Below are 15,687 nucleotides of genomic sequence, written 5' to 3'. Positions count from 1 at the left end.
CTATAGGCAGGCACTTTTCATCGGGCAACCGCCAATCGCTTATTCCGGATGGTTCTTAGTATTGCACCATTGGTTCTTAAGGGCGGCCAGGGTGCATACCGTAAAGTGAGCGCCATTACGTCAGGAGTGAAAACCGTGAGTGAGCGTTCCAGTCATTGGCAATTACAGACCATCGTCAGCCAGTTGCGCGGCGCCCGGGACCAGTGGCGCACGCGCAATGGTCGCTTGAGCGGTGAGCATGGTGGCCGCGAGTTACCTTCTCGCGAGGCGGTGGCGCAGATTCTGGAGTCGCTGTGCGGTGCGTTGTTTCCGATGCGCCTGGGGCCGGTGGACCTGCGTGAAGAAAGCGAAGATTTCTACGTCGGCCACACCCTGGATGTGGCGCTCAATGCCCTGCTCGGCCAGGCGCGCCTGGAACTGCGCTACGCCGCGCGCCAGAGCGGCGAGGACGACAGCGCCGTTAACGCCCACGCCATCCGCTTGATCCAGGATTTCGCCCTGGCCTTGCCGTCCCTGCGCAGCCTGTTGGACACCGACGTGCTGGCCGCCTACCACGGCGACCCGGCGGCGCGTAGCGTGGATGAAGTGCTGCTGTGCTACCCCGGCATCCTGGCGGTGATTCACCATCGCCTGGCCCACCACCTGTACCGCGCCGGTCTGCCGTTGTTGGCGCGCATCAGTGCCGAGATCGCGCACTCGGCCACCGGGATCGACATCCACCCCGGCGCGCAGATCGGCCCGAGTTTCTTTATCGACCATGGGACCGGTGTGGTCATCGGCGAAACCGCGATCATCGGCGAGCGCGTGCGCATCTACCAGGCCGTGACCCTGGGCGCCAAGCGCTTCCCGGCGGACGAGGACGGGCAGTTGCAGAAGGGCCATCCGCGTCACCCGATTGTCGAGGACGATGTGGTGATCTACGCCGGGGCGACGATCCTGGGGCGCATCACCATCGGCAAGGGCTCGACCATTGGGGGTAACGTATGGCTGACCCGCAGCGTGCCGGCGGGAGCGAATATCACCCAGGCCAATCTGCAACATGATGACGGTACGCAAAAATAAGCAGCATGCTTACCGAATGTGGGAGGGGGCTTGCCCCCTCCCACATTTTGTGTGCATTTCACCTCCAGACTGCTGAACGATTTCCTCTTCTCGCCCGTCATACCAATCCTTGAGCTAGTGTAGGAATCACCTACCACTCAGCCCTGCGATTAGTCCCAGACCGCCTATCCATGTTTAACTTGAATGTTCGTTCAAGTTAAACCCGGTGGTTCGCTGCCCGCTCACAACAGGAGGCTTACCTTTGCTGAGTCCGTTATTGACAGCCACATCCCTCACCCTCGGGGTGCATCGTTCATGAGTGCATCGTCCACCCCATCCAGCGGCCTGGTGCGCATGAATGCGCCGGTCTTCTACTTTGCCGCGACGTTTATCCTGCTGTTCGGCATTACTGTCATCGCTATCCCGCAACAGGCCGGTGCCTGGCTGCTGGCAGCGCAAAACTGGGCGGCCAACACGGTCGGCTGGTACTACATGCTGGCGATGACCCTGTATCTGGTCTTCGTGGTGGTCACCGCGCTATCGGGCTACGGCAAGATAAAACTCGGTGCCGACCACGACGAGCCCGAATTCAGTTACCTGTCCTGGGCCGGCATGCTGTTCGCCGCCGGGATCAGCATCACGCTGTTCTTCTTCTGCGTCTCCGAGCCGCTGACGCACCTGGTGCAACCGCCGCAAGGCGTGCCGATGAACGCCGACGCCGCACGCCAGGCCATGCAGATTCTGTTTTTGCACTGGGGCCTGCATGGCTGGGGCGTGTTCGCCTTTGTCGGCATGGCCCTGGCGTACTTCGCCTACCGGCATAACCTGCCGCTGGCGTTGCGCTCGGCGTTGTACCCGCTGATCGGCAAACGCATCAATGGCCCCATCGGTTACGCAGTGGATGGCTTCGGCATCATCGCCACGGTGTTCGGCCTGGGCGCGGACATGGGCTTTGGGGTGCTGCACCTCAACTCAGGGCTGGATTACCTGTTCGGCATTGCCCATACCCAGTGGATCCAGGTTGGCCTCATCACCCTGATGATGGGCGCTGCGATCCTGGTCGCCGTGGCCGGCGTCGACAAGGGCGTGCGGGTGATGTCAGACATCAACATGCTGCTGGCCTGTGCGCTGTTGCTGTTCGTGTTGTTCGCCGGCCCCACCCAGCATTTGCTCAACACCCTGATCCAGAACATCGGTGACTACCTGGGAGCCTTGCCGACCAAGAGTTTCGACGTGTATGCCTACGACAAACCCAGCGACTGGCTGGGCGGCTGGACCGTGTTCTACTGGGCCTGGTGGATTGCATGGTCGCCGTTCGTGGGCCTGTTCATCGCGCGTATTTCCCGTGGCCGTACCATCCGCGAATTCGTGTTCGGCGTGTTGCTGATCCCGCTGGGTTTCACCCTGGCGTGGATGTCGATCTTCGGCAACAGCGCTATCGACCAGGTGCTCAACCACGGCATGGCCGCACTCGGCCAATCGGCCATCGATGACCCGTCGATGAGCCTCTACCTGCTGCTGGAAACCTACCCGTGGAGCAAGACCGTTATCGCGGTCACGGTGTTTATCAGCTTCGTGTTCTTCGTCACCTCGGCCGACTCCGGCACCGTGGTGCTGTCGACCCTGTCGTCCAAGGGCGGCAACGCCGATGAAGACGGGCCGAAATGGCTGCGGGTGTTCTGGGGCGCGATGACAGCGCTGGTCACCAGTGCCTTGCTGTTCGCCGGCAGCATCGACTCGCTCAAGTCAGCGGTGGTGCTGACCTCGCTGCCGTTCTCGATGATCCTGCTGCTGATGATGTGGGGGCTGCACAAGGCGTTCTACCTCGAATCGCAGAAGCAGATCGCCCAGTTGCACTCGCTGGCGCCGGTTTCGGCAGCGCGCAAAGGCCGGGGCGGCTGGCGTCAGCGGTTGAGCCAGGCGGTGCATTTCCCGTCGCGGGATGAGGTGTATCGCTTCCTGGAATCAACCGTGCGCCCGGCGATTGAAGAGGTGACGGCGGTGTTCGTCGAGAAGGGCCTGAGTGTGGTCACCCAGCCCGACCCGTCCAACGACAGCGTCAGCCTGGAAATCGGCCATGGCGAGCAACATCCCTTCGTCTATCAAGTGCAGATGCGCGGCTACTTCACGCCGTCGTTTGCCCGTGGTGGCATGGGCTCCAAAGAGATCAACAACCGTCGCTACTACCGGGCGGAAGTGCACTTGGCCGAGGGCAGCCAGGACTATGACCTGGTCGGCTATACCAAGGAGCAGATCATCAACGACATCCTCGACCAATACGAGCGACACTTGCAGTTCCTGCACTTGGTGCGTTGACGCTCAACGCAGACCTGTCAGAGAAGCTTTATGTGGGAGGGGGCTTACCCCCGATAGCGGAGTGTCAGTATCCGATGAGCTGGCTGGCCTACCGCAATCGGGGGCAAGCCCCCTCCCACAAAAGTATGTGCAAGGCCCTGAATTTTCGGGTTTTCTTAAATTTAATTTCATCCGTCGCCCGCCTGTTTTGACGCGCAACTGTCATCTGGCCACTGCGTAATTGTGTGAAGCGTTTGACGCTTTCATTTCAGAACAGTGACGGAGACCGGTACCAATGAAGACGTTGATAAGCCCTATGGTGGGTGCCGCCATGGCGAGCTTTATGCTGTCCGCCCATGCCGATTTTATCGATGACAGCCACGCCGATGTGACCCTGCTCAACCGCTACCTCAACCAGCAGGGGCGTGACGTGGTGAACAGCAACGCCAAGGCCCACAGCATTCGCGATTGGGGCCAGGGGTTTGAGTTCAACTTCAAGTCCGGCTACACCGAAGGCCCGGTGGGGTTTGGCCTGGACCTGCAGGCGTTCTACGGGTTGAAGCTAGACTCCGGTGGCGATCTCAACGACAAGGATCACCAGGGCCGCTACCCCGGCAGCATGTTCCCGCTGGACAACGGCAAGTCCGCCGACCAGTTCGGCGTGTTGAGCCCGACGTTCAAGATGCGTTTCGCCAAGGACGAGTTGCGCCTGGGTACGCTCTACGGCAACAACCCGGTGCTGGCCAACACCGACGGGCGCCTGTACCAGCAGACCAATACCGGTGTGCAACTGGTGTCCAAGGACCTCAGTGATTTCACCTTCACCGGTGGCGATATCTTCAAGACCAAGATCCGCAACGAAACCGGCGACCAGGGCATGATTACCGCCGGTGGCACCAAAGAGAGCGATCGTTTCCTGTTCGGCGGTGCGGACTACACCGGCATCCAGAACACCACGGTCAGCCTGTGGTACTCCAACCTTGAGGATTACTACCAGCAGTTCTTCCTTGGCGCCAAGCGCCATGATGCCTTGTCGGTGGGCGCTATCGACACCGATGTGCGGGTGTTCCGCAGCCTGGGCGTGGGCGGCAACGCCGACGGAGACAAAGACTTCGCGGCGGCCGGCCTCTACGGTGACGGCACGGGCAAGGGTCGCATCAACCAGACCACCGCCAGCCTGCTTGAGAGCTACAGCCTGGACGGGCATACCGTTGGCCTGGGCATCCAGAAAAACAGCGGCGACAGCGACTTTCCGTACCTGGATTCCGGCCTGAACAGCGGTGACAACCGCCAAGGCCCAGGCTCAGGCGCCGACACCCCGGCGCTGACCAACATGCAGTTGAATAAATTTCAACACGCCGGTGAGCGTACTTGGCTTGCGCAGTACAAGTATGACTTCGGTAAGCTGGGCCTCACGGGCCTGACGTTCTCCGCCGCCTATGCCCACGGCGATGACATCCGCACCGTGCAGGGCACCACCAGCGAGTGGGAGCGCAACATTGCCGTGGCTTACCAAGTACCGACCGGCACCCTTAAAGGCCTGGGCGTGACCTGGAAAAATGCGCACGCCAGCCCGGATATCACCGGTGCCACCGTGCAGGATGAAAACCGCTTCTATGTGAGTTATGTCGTTCCCCTCTGGTAGGCAATTGCTGTAGAACGGAACGGCAGACTTAAGCGATTCAGCTGCTTAAAAGGCCTGGGAATAGCGTTATTCCCGGGCCTTATTTGTCCCAAGTTCAAGAGAGGATTCGATGACTTACATTGCTGCCGAAAACCGCTATGAATCTATTCCGTATCGCCGCGTAGGCCGCAGTGGACTGGTGCTGCCCGCACTGTCCCTGGGGCTGTGGCACAACTTTGGCGACAGCACCCCGATCGACACCCAGCGCGCCCTGCTGCGCACCGCGTTCGACCTGGGCATCAACCACTTCGACCTGGCCAACAACTACGGCCCGCCCTACGGCAGCGCCGAGATCAACTTCGGCCGTTTGCTGCGCGAAGACTTCAAGCACTACCGCGACGAACTGATCATCTCCAGCAAAGCCGGCTGGGACATGTGGCCCGGCCCTTACGGCCAGGGCGGCGGCTCGCGAAAATACGTGCTGGCCAGCCTCGACCAGAGCCTGCAACGCCTGGGTGTCGACTATGTGGACATCTTCTACTCCCACCGTTTTGACGCCGACACCCCCCTGGAAGAAACCGCCAGTGCACTCGCTACTGCCGTGCAACAAGGCAAGGCGTTGTATATCGGTATCTCGTCCTACTCGGGGGTAAAAACCCGCGAAATCGCCGCCCTGCTGAAAGAGTGGAAAGTGCCGCTGCTGATCCATCAGCCGGCCTACAACCTGCTCAACCGCTGGGTGGAAAAAGACCTGCTGGACACCACCGAAGAACTCGGCGCCGGCGTGATTGCCTTCACGCCGCTGGCCCAGGGGTTGCTGACCGACAAGTACCTCAACGGCGTACCGGCGGATGCGCGGGTCAACCGTCCGGGTGGTGGTTCGTTGCAGGCCAAGCACTTGTCCGAAGCCAACATCGCCCACGTGCGTGCGCTGAATGAAATCGCCCAGCGGCGTGGCCAGAGCCTGGCGCAACTGGCGTTGGCCTGGACCCTGCGTGACCCACGGGTGACCAGCGCGCTGATCGGTGCGAGTCGGCCGGAGCAGATTATCGAGAACGTCGGGGCGTTGAAAAATTTGAGCTTCAGCGCGGAAGAACTGGCGGAGATTGATCGGTTTGCGCAGGAAGGCGGGATCAACCTGTGGGAAAAGCCGTCCACGGCTGAATAACTGGTCATCACTCGGCCATTGTGGGAGGGGGCTTGCCCCCGATGGCGGTGGGTCAATCACTGATTAGTTGGCCGACAATCTGCTATCGGGGGCAAGCCCCCTCCCACACTTTGATCTTCAGTGTTGCTGAGATTGTGTGGGCCTAGAACGGCACATCCCCCAAAATCGTCGCCCGATGCATCACCCGCCGCTGCGGCCGGTAGTCATCCACCGCGTAGTGCTGGGTCACGCGGTTGTCCCAGAACGCCACGTCATTCTCCTGCCAGCGCCAGCGGATGGTGAATTCCGGACGCGTTGCGTGGGCGAACAAGAGCTTCAAGATTGCTTCACTCTCCGCCGGTTCAAGCTCATTGATCTTGGTGGTAAACCCATCACTCACGAACAGCGACTTACGCCCGCTCACCGGGTGCGTGCGCACTACCGGATGCGACAACGGCGGGTTCTTCCTGCGGGTTTCTTCCCAGCGAGCCAGGTCTTCGGCGGTGTTGCCAAAACGCTCCAGCGGGAAGGACTTGGTGAAGTCATGGGTCGCCGTCAGCCCGTCGAGCAAGCGCTTCAACGGTGCGGACAATGCTTCATAGGCCGCAATCCCGCTGGCCCACAGCGTATCGCCACCAAACGCCGGCAGCAGCTTGGCGCTGAGCACCGCGCCGAGCGCCGGTGTCGGCAGGAAGGTCACGTCGGTGTGCCACACGGCGTTGTCGCGCACGTCGGTGACGGCGGTGTCGAGGATCAGCACTTCGGGCTGGTCCGGCACGTTGGGGTAGATCGGGTGAATATGCAGGTCACCGAAATGCGCCGCGAACCGTGCTTGCTGTTGGGGGGTGATTGGTTGATCACGGAAGAACAGCACCGAGTGCTGGAGCAACGCCTGTTCGATGGCATCGCGCTCTTCAATGTTCAACGGCTGGGTGATATCGACGCCACTGATCAGGGCACCCAATGCGGTGTTAATGGGGGTAACGGTCAGGCTGCTCATGCTGTTCTCACTCAATGTGCCTGGCCATGCCACGGCACCAGTTTACGCTGCAGGGCGCGCAGGCCCATTTCCATGGCGAAGGCGATCAGGGCAATGACCAGGATGCCCAGCACCACCACGTCGGTGACCAGGAACTGCGCCGCCGACTGCACCATGAAGCCCAGGCCGCTGGTGGCCGCGATCAATTCTGCGGCGACCAATGTCGACCAACCCACACCCAGCCCGATGCGCACGCCGGTGAGGATGTCGGGCAGTGCGCTCGGCAGGATCACATGCCGAATCAACTGGGCACGGGTGGCGCCCAACGACTGCGCCGCCCGCAGCTTGGCCGGGTCGACGGTGCGCACGCCGGTGGCGGTGGCAATGGCTATCGGCGCAAAAATCGCCAGGTAGATCAGCAGCACCTTGGACAGCTCGCCGATGCCGCACCAGATCACGATCAGCGGCAGGTAGGCCAGCGGCGGGATCGGCCGGTAGAACTCGATCAGCGGGTCGAGGATGCCACGGGCGATTCGGTTGGAGCCGATGGCGATCCCCACCGGCACGGCGGTCAGCACGGCAAAGCCCAGGCCCAGGCCGATACGGCTGAGGCTCGCGCCCAGGTGCTGCCACAAGGTGGAATCCATATAGCCGCTGGTCGCCAGCAGCCAGCCCTTTTGCAGCACGGCGGACGGCGGTGGCAGGAACAGCGGCTCGATCAAGCCACTGGCGGTCACCGCCCACCAGAGGGCCAGCAACGCAAACAGGGTCAACACGCTGATCCAACGCGTGCTCAGGCTGCGGCGTACCGGGACCACTGCGTGTGCCGCCGGTTTGGTCACCGTGGCGGGAAGTTCGTAGCTGCTCATGCGGACACCTGGCGTTGGGAGAACACTTTGCCCAGTACGTGTTCGCGGGTTTCGATAAAGCGTGGGTCGGACTTGATCGCCCGCGCCGACTCACCGGCGGCGTAGCGTTGGCCGAAGTCCAGGTGCAGGCGTTCGACGATCTGGCCGGGGTTGGGCGCCAACAGGATCAGGTCGGTGGCGAGGAACACCGCTTCTTCGATGTCGTGGGTAATCAGGAATACCGGCTTGGCCGTGCGCCGCCAGACCTGCAGCAGCAATTCCTGCATCTGTTCGCGGGTGAAGGCATCAAGGGCGCCGAAGGGCTCGTCCATCAGCAGCACACGAGGGTCGGCCGCCAGGGCGCGGGCCAGCCCGACGCGTTGCTTCTGGCCGCCGGAAAGCTGCCAGATACGGCGGCTGTCGAAACCGGCGAGGTCCACCAGCGCGAGCATTTCCCGGGCGCGGACTTCACGTTGCGCCTTGGGCACGCCAGCCAGCTCCAGGCCGAAGCCGACATTGGCCAGCACGTCTTGCCAAGGCAGCAGGGCGTCGTCCTGGAACACTACGCCACGTTCGGCACTGGGACCTTTGACCGGCACGCCATCGAGGGTGATGCGCCCGGCGCAAGGTTCGACGAAACCGGCAATCAGGTTCAACAGCGAAGTCTTGCCACTGCCGGACGGGCCGAGAGCCACCAGCAACTGCTGGGGCCCCAGGTCGAGTGAAATATCTGACAGTACCGGTTCTGTGGCGCCTGGGTACTGTGCGCTGATGCGCTCCAGCTGTAGCAAGGCCATCGCGATGAACTCCCGATCAATTGGTGATGAATTTGGCGCTGACGTAAGGGGCGTAGTCCGGCAGTACAGCGTCGACCTTGCCTTGTTCCTTGAGGAACGCGGCGGTGTCGGTCACAGCCTTGGTGGTCGGTGCGCCCAGCAGGGTCACCTGGTCAGCGGCCAGCGGGTAGACGTTGCCTTGCAGCAGCAGTGGGATGTCGCTGGCCTTGGCGCCGGAGAGTTTCACCAGTTTGTCGACGTTGCCTTTATCGGCGAGCCAGGCTTGTGGGTCTTTGCGGTAGGCGGCGTAGGCATCCAGGGTGACTTTGGCGAACGCGGTGACGATTTCCGGGTGCTTCTCGGCGAAGTCCTTGCGCACGATCCAGGCATCGAAGGTTGGCGCGCCAAATTTGGCCAGTTCGCCGGAGGTGATCAGCACCTTGCCATTTTCCTTGGCCACGCCCAGGGCGGGGTCCCATACGTAGGTGGCGTCGATGTCACCACGCTTCCAGGCGGCGATGATTGCCGGTGGCGCGAGGTTGAGGATGGTCACTTTGGAGGGGTCGATGTTCCAGTGCTTGAGTGCGGCCAGCAGGCTGTAGTGGCCGGTGGAAACGAACGGCACGGCGATTTTTTTGCCGATCAGGTCCTGCGGGCTGTTGATGCCCGAACCGTTGCGCGCCACCAGGGCTTCGGCGCCGCCGATCTGGGTGGCCACCAGGAAGGTTTCCACCGGTACTTTGCGGGTGATCGCGGCGGTCAGCGGGCTGGAACCGAGGTAGCCGATCTGCACGTCACCGGAAGCGATGGCGGCGATGATGTCGGCGCCATTGTCGAATTTGCGCCAGTTGATCTTGGCGTGGGTGGCTTTTTCATAGGCGCCATCGGCTTGGGCGACTTTGGCCGGGTCCACGGTGGTCTGGTAAGCGATGGTCACGTCCGCCGCCTGGGCAAACAGGCTGGCACCGGCCAGGGACAATGCGGCCAGGAGACGCAGAGGGGTTAACAGTTTCAAGGGGAAGCTCCTCAATCAGGCGGCCGAGGGTCGGCGTGTGAGGAGACTAAATGATCTAAGAATCCGAAAATAAATAACATTTTCGAATTAGCTTATGAGAAGAGTTGTGAGCGCTGACCTTCAATCGGGTGGAAGTCAAATGTGGGAGGGGGCTTGCCCCCGATAGCAGCATGTCAGCCACTGTATAGGTAGCTGACCCACGCCATCGGGGGCAAGCCCCCTCCCACATTTGCCCCGATTTCAGCTTACTTAGTTGCTGATGGCGAGGATGCTGGCTTGGTACGAGCCGACAAACACGTCAAAGTCGCCCACTTCGTTTTGCTCCAGCTCGGCTTGCTGTGCCAGTGAGGCACGCGCGAGTTCTTCAAAACGCGCCTGCTCTTCAGCCGCCAGCGGCTCCTTGCGGAAATGCTCGGCGTGCAGCTGGCTCTGATGCAGGGAGAATTGCGCAAAGCTCTCTTTACGCTCGGCCATCGCCGCCAGCACCTGGGCCGACGGGGTCAGGGACGAATCGTTGACCTTGGCCAACTGGGCGTCCAGCGCCTGGCTGTGCTCGGTGATGCCGTGGCTCTCATCCAGCAAGGCAGCCAGTGGCGCAATCTGTTCGAGCAGCTCGGCGGCCCATTCCTTCATGTCCACCGGCTGGCCCTGGCGTTGCAGTTGCAGGCCCGGACGGCGACCTTCCTTGACCACGCTGAGGAAGTTGGAGGTGGCGTTGCCGCACTCGTTGTTGGCGAACAGCGGGCTGTCGTTCAGTGCGCAGAACAGCAGGAAGGCGTCGAGGAAGCGCGACTCTTGCAAGTCGATACCCATGGGCAGGAACGGGTTGATATCCAGGCAGCGTACTTCGATGTACTGGATGCCACGGGCCATCAGCGCCTGGATCGGCCGCTCGCCGGTGTAGGTCACGCGCTTGGGGCGGATGTTGGAGTAGTACTCGTTTTCGATCTGCAGGATGTTGGTGTTGAGCTGTACCCACTCACCATCCTTGTGCGTGCCGATTTCGACGTAGGGCGCATAGGGCGTTGCCACCGCTTCGCGCAGGCTGTCGGTGTAGCTGGCCAGGTCGTTGTAGCACGGCGTGAGGCCGGCCTGGGCATTGCTCTGGTAACCCAGGTCACTCATGCGCAGGCTGGTGGCGTAGGGCAGGTACAGGGTATCGGCGTCGAGCACTTCCAACTGGTGCGAACGACCACGCAGGAACCCGGCGTCCAGGGCCGGTGACGCACCGAACAGGTACATCAACAGCCAGCTGTAGCGGCGGAAGTTACGGATCAGCGCGATATAGGCGTTGGACTGGTAGTCGCGGTCGGTGCCGACAAACCCTTCGGTTTCCTTGAGCAACGGCCACAGTGCCTCGGGCAACGAGAAGTTGTAGTGGATGCCGGCGATGCACTGCATGGTCTTGCCGTAACGCAGGGCCAGGCCCTTGCGGTACACGTACTTGAGTTGGCCGATATTGGACGTGCCGTAGTAGGCAATCGGGATGTCTTCCTCGGCCGGCAACGGGCACGGCATCGAGGGGCTCCACAGGTATTCGCTGCCGAGCTTGGTGTAGGCAAAGCGATGGATCTTGTCCAGGCTGCTCAGGGTATCGGCCGGGTTGGGCAGGGCGGGAGTGATGAACTCCAGCAGCGATTCCGAGTAGTCGGTGGTGATCTGTTCGTGGGTCAACGCGGCGCCCAGGGCTTCGGGGTGCGGCGTTTGCGCCAGTCGACCCTCACCGGTGACACGCAGGCATTCGCGCTCGATGCCGTGCAAGCACTGCTCTAGCAGGGAGAGGTGTTCGCGCTTGCCGAGCAGGGCCAGGCGGCGGTTGAGAAGTTCGCTCAAGTTGGATTCCTTCACGCGTCAGTCGCCCCAATATGGGGGTGGGCAGGACGGTCTACAAGGGTGAAGTTGAAACTGGCGTGATCGCCTGGTTTTGAGTCGATTTGACCCGCTCTGAATATGCCGACTTCACTCCATGAATTTGGCTACAGCGCAGCGAGAAAATTCCGACGCCGTTAGTGCAGCGCCGAAATTAACTCAAATCGGGGGTGGGGAGCTATAGGACAGCGAAGGTGCCCTGTGCTTTTGCGACAAGTCTTTCGTCCTGATACACCTCCGCCTCGACCACCAGCGTACGGCGGCCGGCATGAATCACCCGGCTGGTACACAGCACGTCACCGTCCGACACGGCGCGGATGTAATTGATCTTGCACTCGATGGTCGCGCTCTGCTGGTCGAAACCATGGGAGCTGGAGCAGGCCAGTCCCATCGTAATGTCCACCAGGCTGAAAATCGCCCCACCATGGAGCTTGCCCGCGCGGTTGCGCAGTTGCGGCTCCAGGGTCAGGGCCACCTCGGCAACGCCTTCTTCAAGGCGTTGCAGGCGGCAGCCGATCAGTTCGCTGAAGGCGCTCTGGGTCAAGCCGGCCGGGATTTCCATCAACGTTTCTTCAGCTGTTTGGCGTTGGCGAACAGCGAAGCCATGGCATTGTTGCTTGGCGCGGCGGGGGCGGTTTCCTTGCGCGGTGCATTGTTTTCAGAGCGGTTCTGCGACTGGCGCGGTGCCGAGCCTGGGCGTGCACCACGGGCACCGTCGATTTTCTCGCCGGGGGTGTCGCTCATGCGCATCGACAGGCCGACGCGTTTGCGCGGGATGTCGACTTCCATGACCTTGACCTTGACCACGTCACCCGCCTTGACCGCTTCGCGGGGATCCTTGATGAATTTCTCCGAAAGCGCGGAGATGTGCACCAAACCGTCCTGATGCACGCCGATGTCCACAAAGGCGCCGAAGTTGGTCACGTTAGTCACCACGCCTTCGAGGATCATGCCCGGTTGCAGGTCCTTGAGGTCTTCGACACCGTCCTGGAACTCGGCGGTCTTGAACTCGGGACGTGGGTCGCGGCCCGGTTTTTCCAGCTCTTGCAGGATGTCGGTGATGGTCGGTACGCCGAAGGTTTCGTCGGTGTACTTCTTGGGATCCAAGCGCTTGAGGAAAGCGGCGTCGCCGATCAGCGAACGGATATCGCGGTCGGTCTCGGCAGCGATGCGTTGCACCAGCGGGTAGGCTTCCGGGTGGACCGCAGACGCATCCAGCGGGTTGTCGCCATTCATGACGCGCAGGAAGCCGGCGGCCTGTTCGAAGGTTTTTTCACCCAGGCGTGCGACTTTTTTCAGCGCGGCGCGGGTTTTGAACGCGCCGTTTTCGTCACGGTGACTGACGATGTTCTGCGCCAGGGTGGCATTGAGGCCGGAGATTCGCGCCAGCAGTGCCACGGAGGCAGTGTTCACGTCCACGCCCACGGCGTTTACGCAGTCTTCCACCACCGCATCCAGGCCGCGCGCCAGTTTCAGCTGCGACACGTCGTGCTGGTACTGGCCGACACCGATGGATTTAGGGTCGATTTTCACCAGCTCGGCCAACGGGTCCTGCAGGCGACGGGCGATGGATACCGCGCCACGGATCGACACGTCGAGGTCCGGGAATTCCTTGGACGCCAGTTCCGACGCCGAGTACACCGAAGCGCCGGCTTCGGAAACCATGACCTTGGTCATCTTCATGGCTGGGTATTTTTTGATCAGTTCGGCGGCCAGCTTGTCGGTTTCGCGGCTGGCGGTGCCGTTGCCGATGGCGATCAGGTCCACCGCGTGCTTGGCGCACAGGGCGGCCAGGATCGCCAGGGTCTGGTCCCACTTGTTGTGCGGCACATGCGGATACACCGTGGCGTGGTCCAACAGTTTGCCGGTGGCGTCGACCACGGCGACCTTGCAGCCGGTACGCAGGCCCGGGTCGAGGCCCAGGGTCGCGCGCGGGCCGGCCGGGGCGGCCAGCAGCAGGTCGTGCAGGTTGTGGGCGAACACGTTGATCGCCTCGGTTTCGGCGCCGTCGCGCAATTCGCCGAGCAGGTCGGTTTCCAGGTGGGTGTAGAGCTTGACCTTCCAGGTCCAGCGCACCACTTCGCCGAGCCACTTGTCCGCAGGACGGTTCTGATTCTGGATGCCGAATTGTTGACCGATCATGCCCTCGCACGGGTGCATGGTGCCTGGCAATTCGTCGCCGACCTTCAGCGCGGAGCTGAGAATGCCTTCGTTGCGGCCACGGAAAATCGCCAGCGCGCGGTGGGACGGCATGCTTTTCAGCGGCTCGTCGTGTTCGAAGTAATCGCGGAACTTGGCGCCTTCTTCCTCTTTGCCGGCGATGACGCGGGCGCTGAGGATGGCTTCCTGCTTCAGGTAGCTGCGCAGTTTTTCCAGCAGGCTGGCGTCTTCGGCAAAGCGTTCCATGAGGATGTACTTGGCGCCTTCGAGGGCGGCCTTGACGTCGGCGACGCCTTTTTCTGCATCAATGAAGCGGGCGGCTTCAACTTCCGGGGCCAGCGACGGGTCGTTGAACAGACCGTCGGCCAGCTCGCCCAGGCCGGCTTCCAGGGCGATCTGGCCCTTGGTGCGACGCTTCTGTTTGTACGGCAGGTAGAGGTCTTCGAGGCGGGTCTTGGTGTCGGCGAGCTTGATGTCGCGCTCGAGTTGTGGGGTCAACTTGCCCTGTTCCTCGATGCTGGCGAGGATGCTGATGCGCCGTTCGTCGAGTTCTCGCAGGTAGCGCAGGCGCTCTTCCAGGTGACGCAGTTGGGTGTCGTCGAGGCTGCCGGTCACTTCTTTACGGTAACGGGCGATGAAGGGCACCGTGGAGCCTTCATCCAGTAGAGCGACGGCCGCTTCGACCTGTTGTGGGCGTACACCGAGTTCCTCGGCGATGCGGCTGTTGATGCTGTCCATAAAACCACCTGAAATTCTGAAAAGCAGCTCGCAGGCCCGGAAAACAAGGCCCTGGGAGGCTGGTTGAGCGGCCCGACTGGCGCCGCTGCCTGGGTCAAGAGGCAGCCTATTGACCCTCGAAATCGAAAAATTCGCGACAAGCGGGTAAAAAAAGCCCCGGCAGCAAACGGTAACGATCTGACGTTGCCCTGCACGGCGGCGGCGCATTATAACCAGCGTTCTGTCCTTGGGGGGGATTGCGCCAACGGTTGTAGGGCGCGGGTTCGCTGGCGGTAGAGGAAAAATCTGCTAACAATGCACACGGTGCGTATAACGGCAGCTAGGCCATAATGCGCGCCGAGATAAGAGGAGCATCCAATGAGCAGCACTGCACAAACTGCTGAAGGCGAAAAAATTCTCATCGTTGATGACGATCCGGGGCTGAGCAGCCTGCTGGAGCGTTTCTTCAACTCCAAGGGCTACCGTGCCCGCGCGGTGCCGAATACCGAGCAGATGGACCGCCTGCTGGGGCGCGAAGTGTTCAACCTGGTCGTACTCGACCTCATGCTGCCCGGTGAAGACGGCCTGACCGCCTGCAAGCGCCTGCGCGGCGCGAACAACCAGATTCCAATCATCATGCTCACCGCCAAGGGCGATGAGTTGAGCCGTATCAAGGGCCTCGAACTGGGCGCTGATGACTACCTGGCCAAACCCTTCAACCCCGATGAGCTGATGGCACGGGTCAAGGCCGTACTGCGTCGCCAGGCCCCGCCGGTACCGGGCGCACCGGGCAGCGAAGACGAAAGTGTCACCTTTGGCGACTACGAACTGTCGCTGGCGACCCGTGAGCTCAAGCGTGGCGATGAAGTGCACATGCTCACCACCGGCGAATTCGCCGTGCTCAAGGCCCTGGTGATGAACGCTCGCCAGCCGCTGACCCGCGACAAGTTGATGAACCTGGCCCGTGGCCGGGAATGGGATGCCCTGGAGCGTTCCATCGACGTGCAGATCTCCCGTCTGCGTCGGATGATCGAGCCGGACCCGTCCAAGCCACGGTATATCCAGACGGTGTGGGGCGTAGGTTATGTGTTTGTGCCGGATGGCAACAAAACCAGTTGACCGATGATTTGCAGTTACGGGCCTCCCGGTGTCTGACTCCATGAGGGTCGACGGGATGCCCGGCGTCTGCAATTCTGCGAGCGCCGCTCGTTTCTGC

The 15,687-nt window shown here is 61.7% G+C and carries 12 protein-coding genes; 5 read left to right on the top strand and 7 right to left on the bottom strand.

What is annotated here, in order from left to right; genetic code table 11:
* Window positions 1-135 precede the first annotated feature (135 nt).
* From epsC to mgrA, 4 genes are all read left to right on the top strand, one after another.
* Complete coding sequence (gene epsC / locus NL123_RS29545) at window positions 136-1,062, top strand: serine O-acetyltransferase EpsC (protein ID WP_071492510.1); 927 nt, start codon at window positions 136-138, stop codon at window positions 1,060-1,062.
* 333 nt (window positions 1,063-1,395) lie between these two features.
* A complete protein-coding gene (gene betT / locus NL123_RS29540) occupies window positions 1,396-3,357 on the top strand; it encodes a choline transporter BetT (RefSeq protein ID WP_494358354.1) in 1,962 nt (653 codons plus the stop codon).
* 295 nt (window positions 3,358-3,652) lie between these two features.
* Window positions 3,653-4,981 (top strand): OprD family outer membrane porin, encoded by a 1,329-nt coding sequence (locus NL123_RS29535; protein ID WP_248488163.1) that lies wholly within the window; start codon window positions 3,653-3,655, stop codon window positions 4,979-4,981.
* A 109-nt stretch (window positions 4,982-5,090) separates the two neighbouring features.
* On the top strand, window positions 5,091-6,128 hold the full coding sequence (gene mgrA, locus NL123_RS29530; RefSeq protein ID WP_010214105.1) for an L-glyceraldehyde 3-phosphate reductase: 1,038 nt from the start codon (window positions 5,091-5,093) through the stop codon (window positions 6,126-6,128).
* A gap of 142 nt (window positions 6,129-6,270) precedes the next feature.
* Here the strand turns inward: mgrA and tauD are convergent, their stop codons facing one another.
* The 7 genes from tauD to NL123_RS29495 all read right to left on the bottom strand — a co-directional run bounded on the left by tauD (window position 6,271) and on the right by NL123_RS29495 (window position 14,492).
* Complete coding sequence (gene tauD, locus NL123_RS29525) at window positions 6,271-7,107, bottom strand: taurine dioxygenase (RefSeq protein WP_494356890.1); 837 nt, start codon at window positions 7,105-7,107, stop codon at window positions 6,271-6,273.
* An 11-nt stretch (window positions 7,108-7,118) separates the two neighbouring features.
* Window positions 7,119-7,955 carry a taurine ABC transporter permease TauC gene (tauC, locus tag NL123_RS29520; RefSeq protein ID WP_248485661.1) on the bottom strand — a complete coding sequence of 279 codons (837 nt, stop codon included), beginning with the start codon at window positions 7,953-7,955 and terminating at the stop codon, window positions 7,119-7,121.
* Complete coding sequence (gene tauB, locus NL123_RS29515) at window positions 7,952-8,731, bottom strand: taurine ABC transporter ATP-binding subunit (RefSeq protein WP_248485662.1); 780 nt, start codon at window positions 8,729-8,731, stop codon at window positions 7,952-7,954. Before tauB ends, tauC begins: the two co-directional genes overlap by 4 nt.
* Before the next feature lie 16 nt (window positions 8,732-8,747).
* On the bottom strand, window positions 8,748-9,725 hold the full coding sequence (gene tauA, locus NL123_RS29510) for a taurine ABC transporter substrate-binding protein (RefSeq protein WP_494356889.1): 978 nt from the start codon (window positions 9,723-9,725) through the stop codon (window positions 8,748-8,750).
* 249 nt (window positions 9,726-9,974) lie between these two features.
* Complete coding sequence (gshA, locus tag NL123_RS29505; RefSeq protein ID WP_071493166.1) at window positions 9,975-11,558, bottom strand: glutamate--cysteine ligase; 1,584 nt, start codon at window positions 11,556-11,558, stop codon at window positions 9,975-9,977.
* A gap of 214 nt (window positions 11,559-11,772) precedes the next feature.
* On the bottom strand, window positions 11,773-12,156 hold the full coding sequence (locus NL123_RS29500) for a PaaI family thioesterase (protein WP_071493165.1): 384 nt from the start codon (window positions 12,154-12,156) through the stop codon (window positions 11,773-11,775).
* Entirely contained in the window at window positions 12,156-14,492 is a 2,337-nt protein-coding gene (locus NL123_RS29495) for a Tex family protein (protein WP_494356888.1), read from the bottom strand. The genes NL123_RS29500 and NL123_RS29495 overlap by 1 nt, the downstream gene beginning before the upstream one ends.
* Before the next feature lie 357 nt (window positions 14,493-14,849).
* Between NL123_RS29495 and ompR the strand changes: the two genes are divergently transcribed.
* Window positions 14,850-15,590: an osmolarity response regulator transcription factor OmpR gene (gene ompR / locus NL123_RS29490; protein WP_016979041.1), complete on the top strand. Its 741-nt coding sequence runs from the start codon at window positions 14,850-14,852 to the stop codon at window positions 15,588-15,590.
* Window positions 15,591-15,687 lie beyond the last annotated feature (97 nt).

It is taken from the genome of Pseudomonas sp. FBCC-B1565 (assembly GCF_059133265.1).
This window is presented reverse-complemented; position numbering and strand designations above follow the sequence as displayed.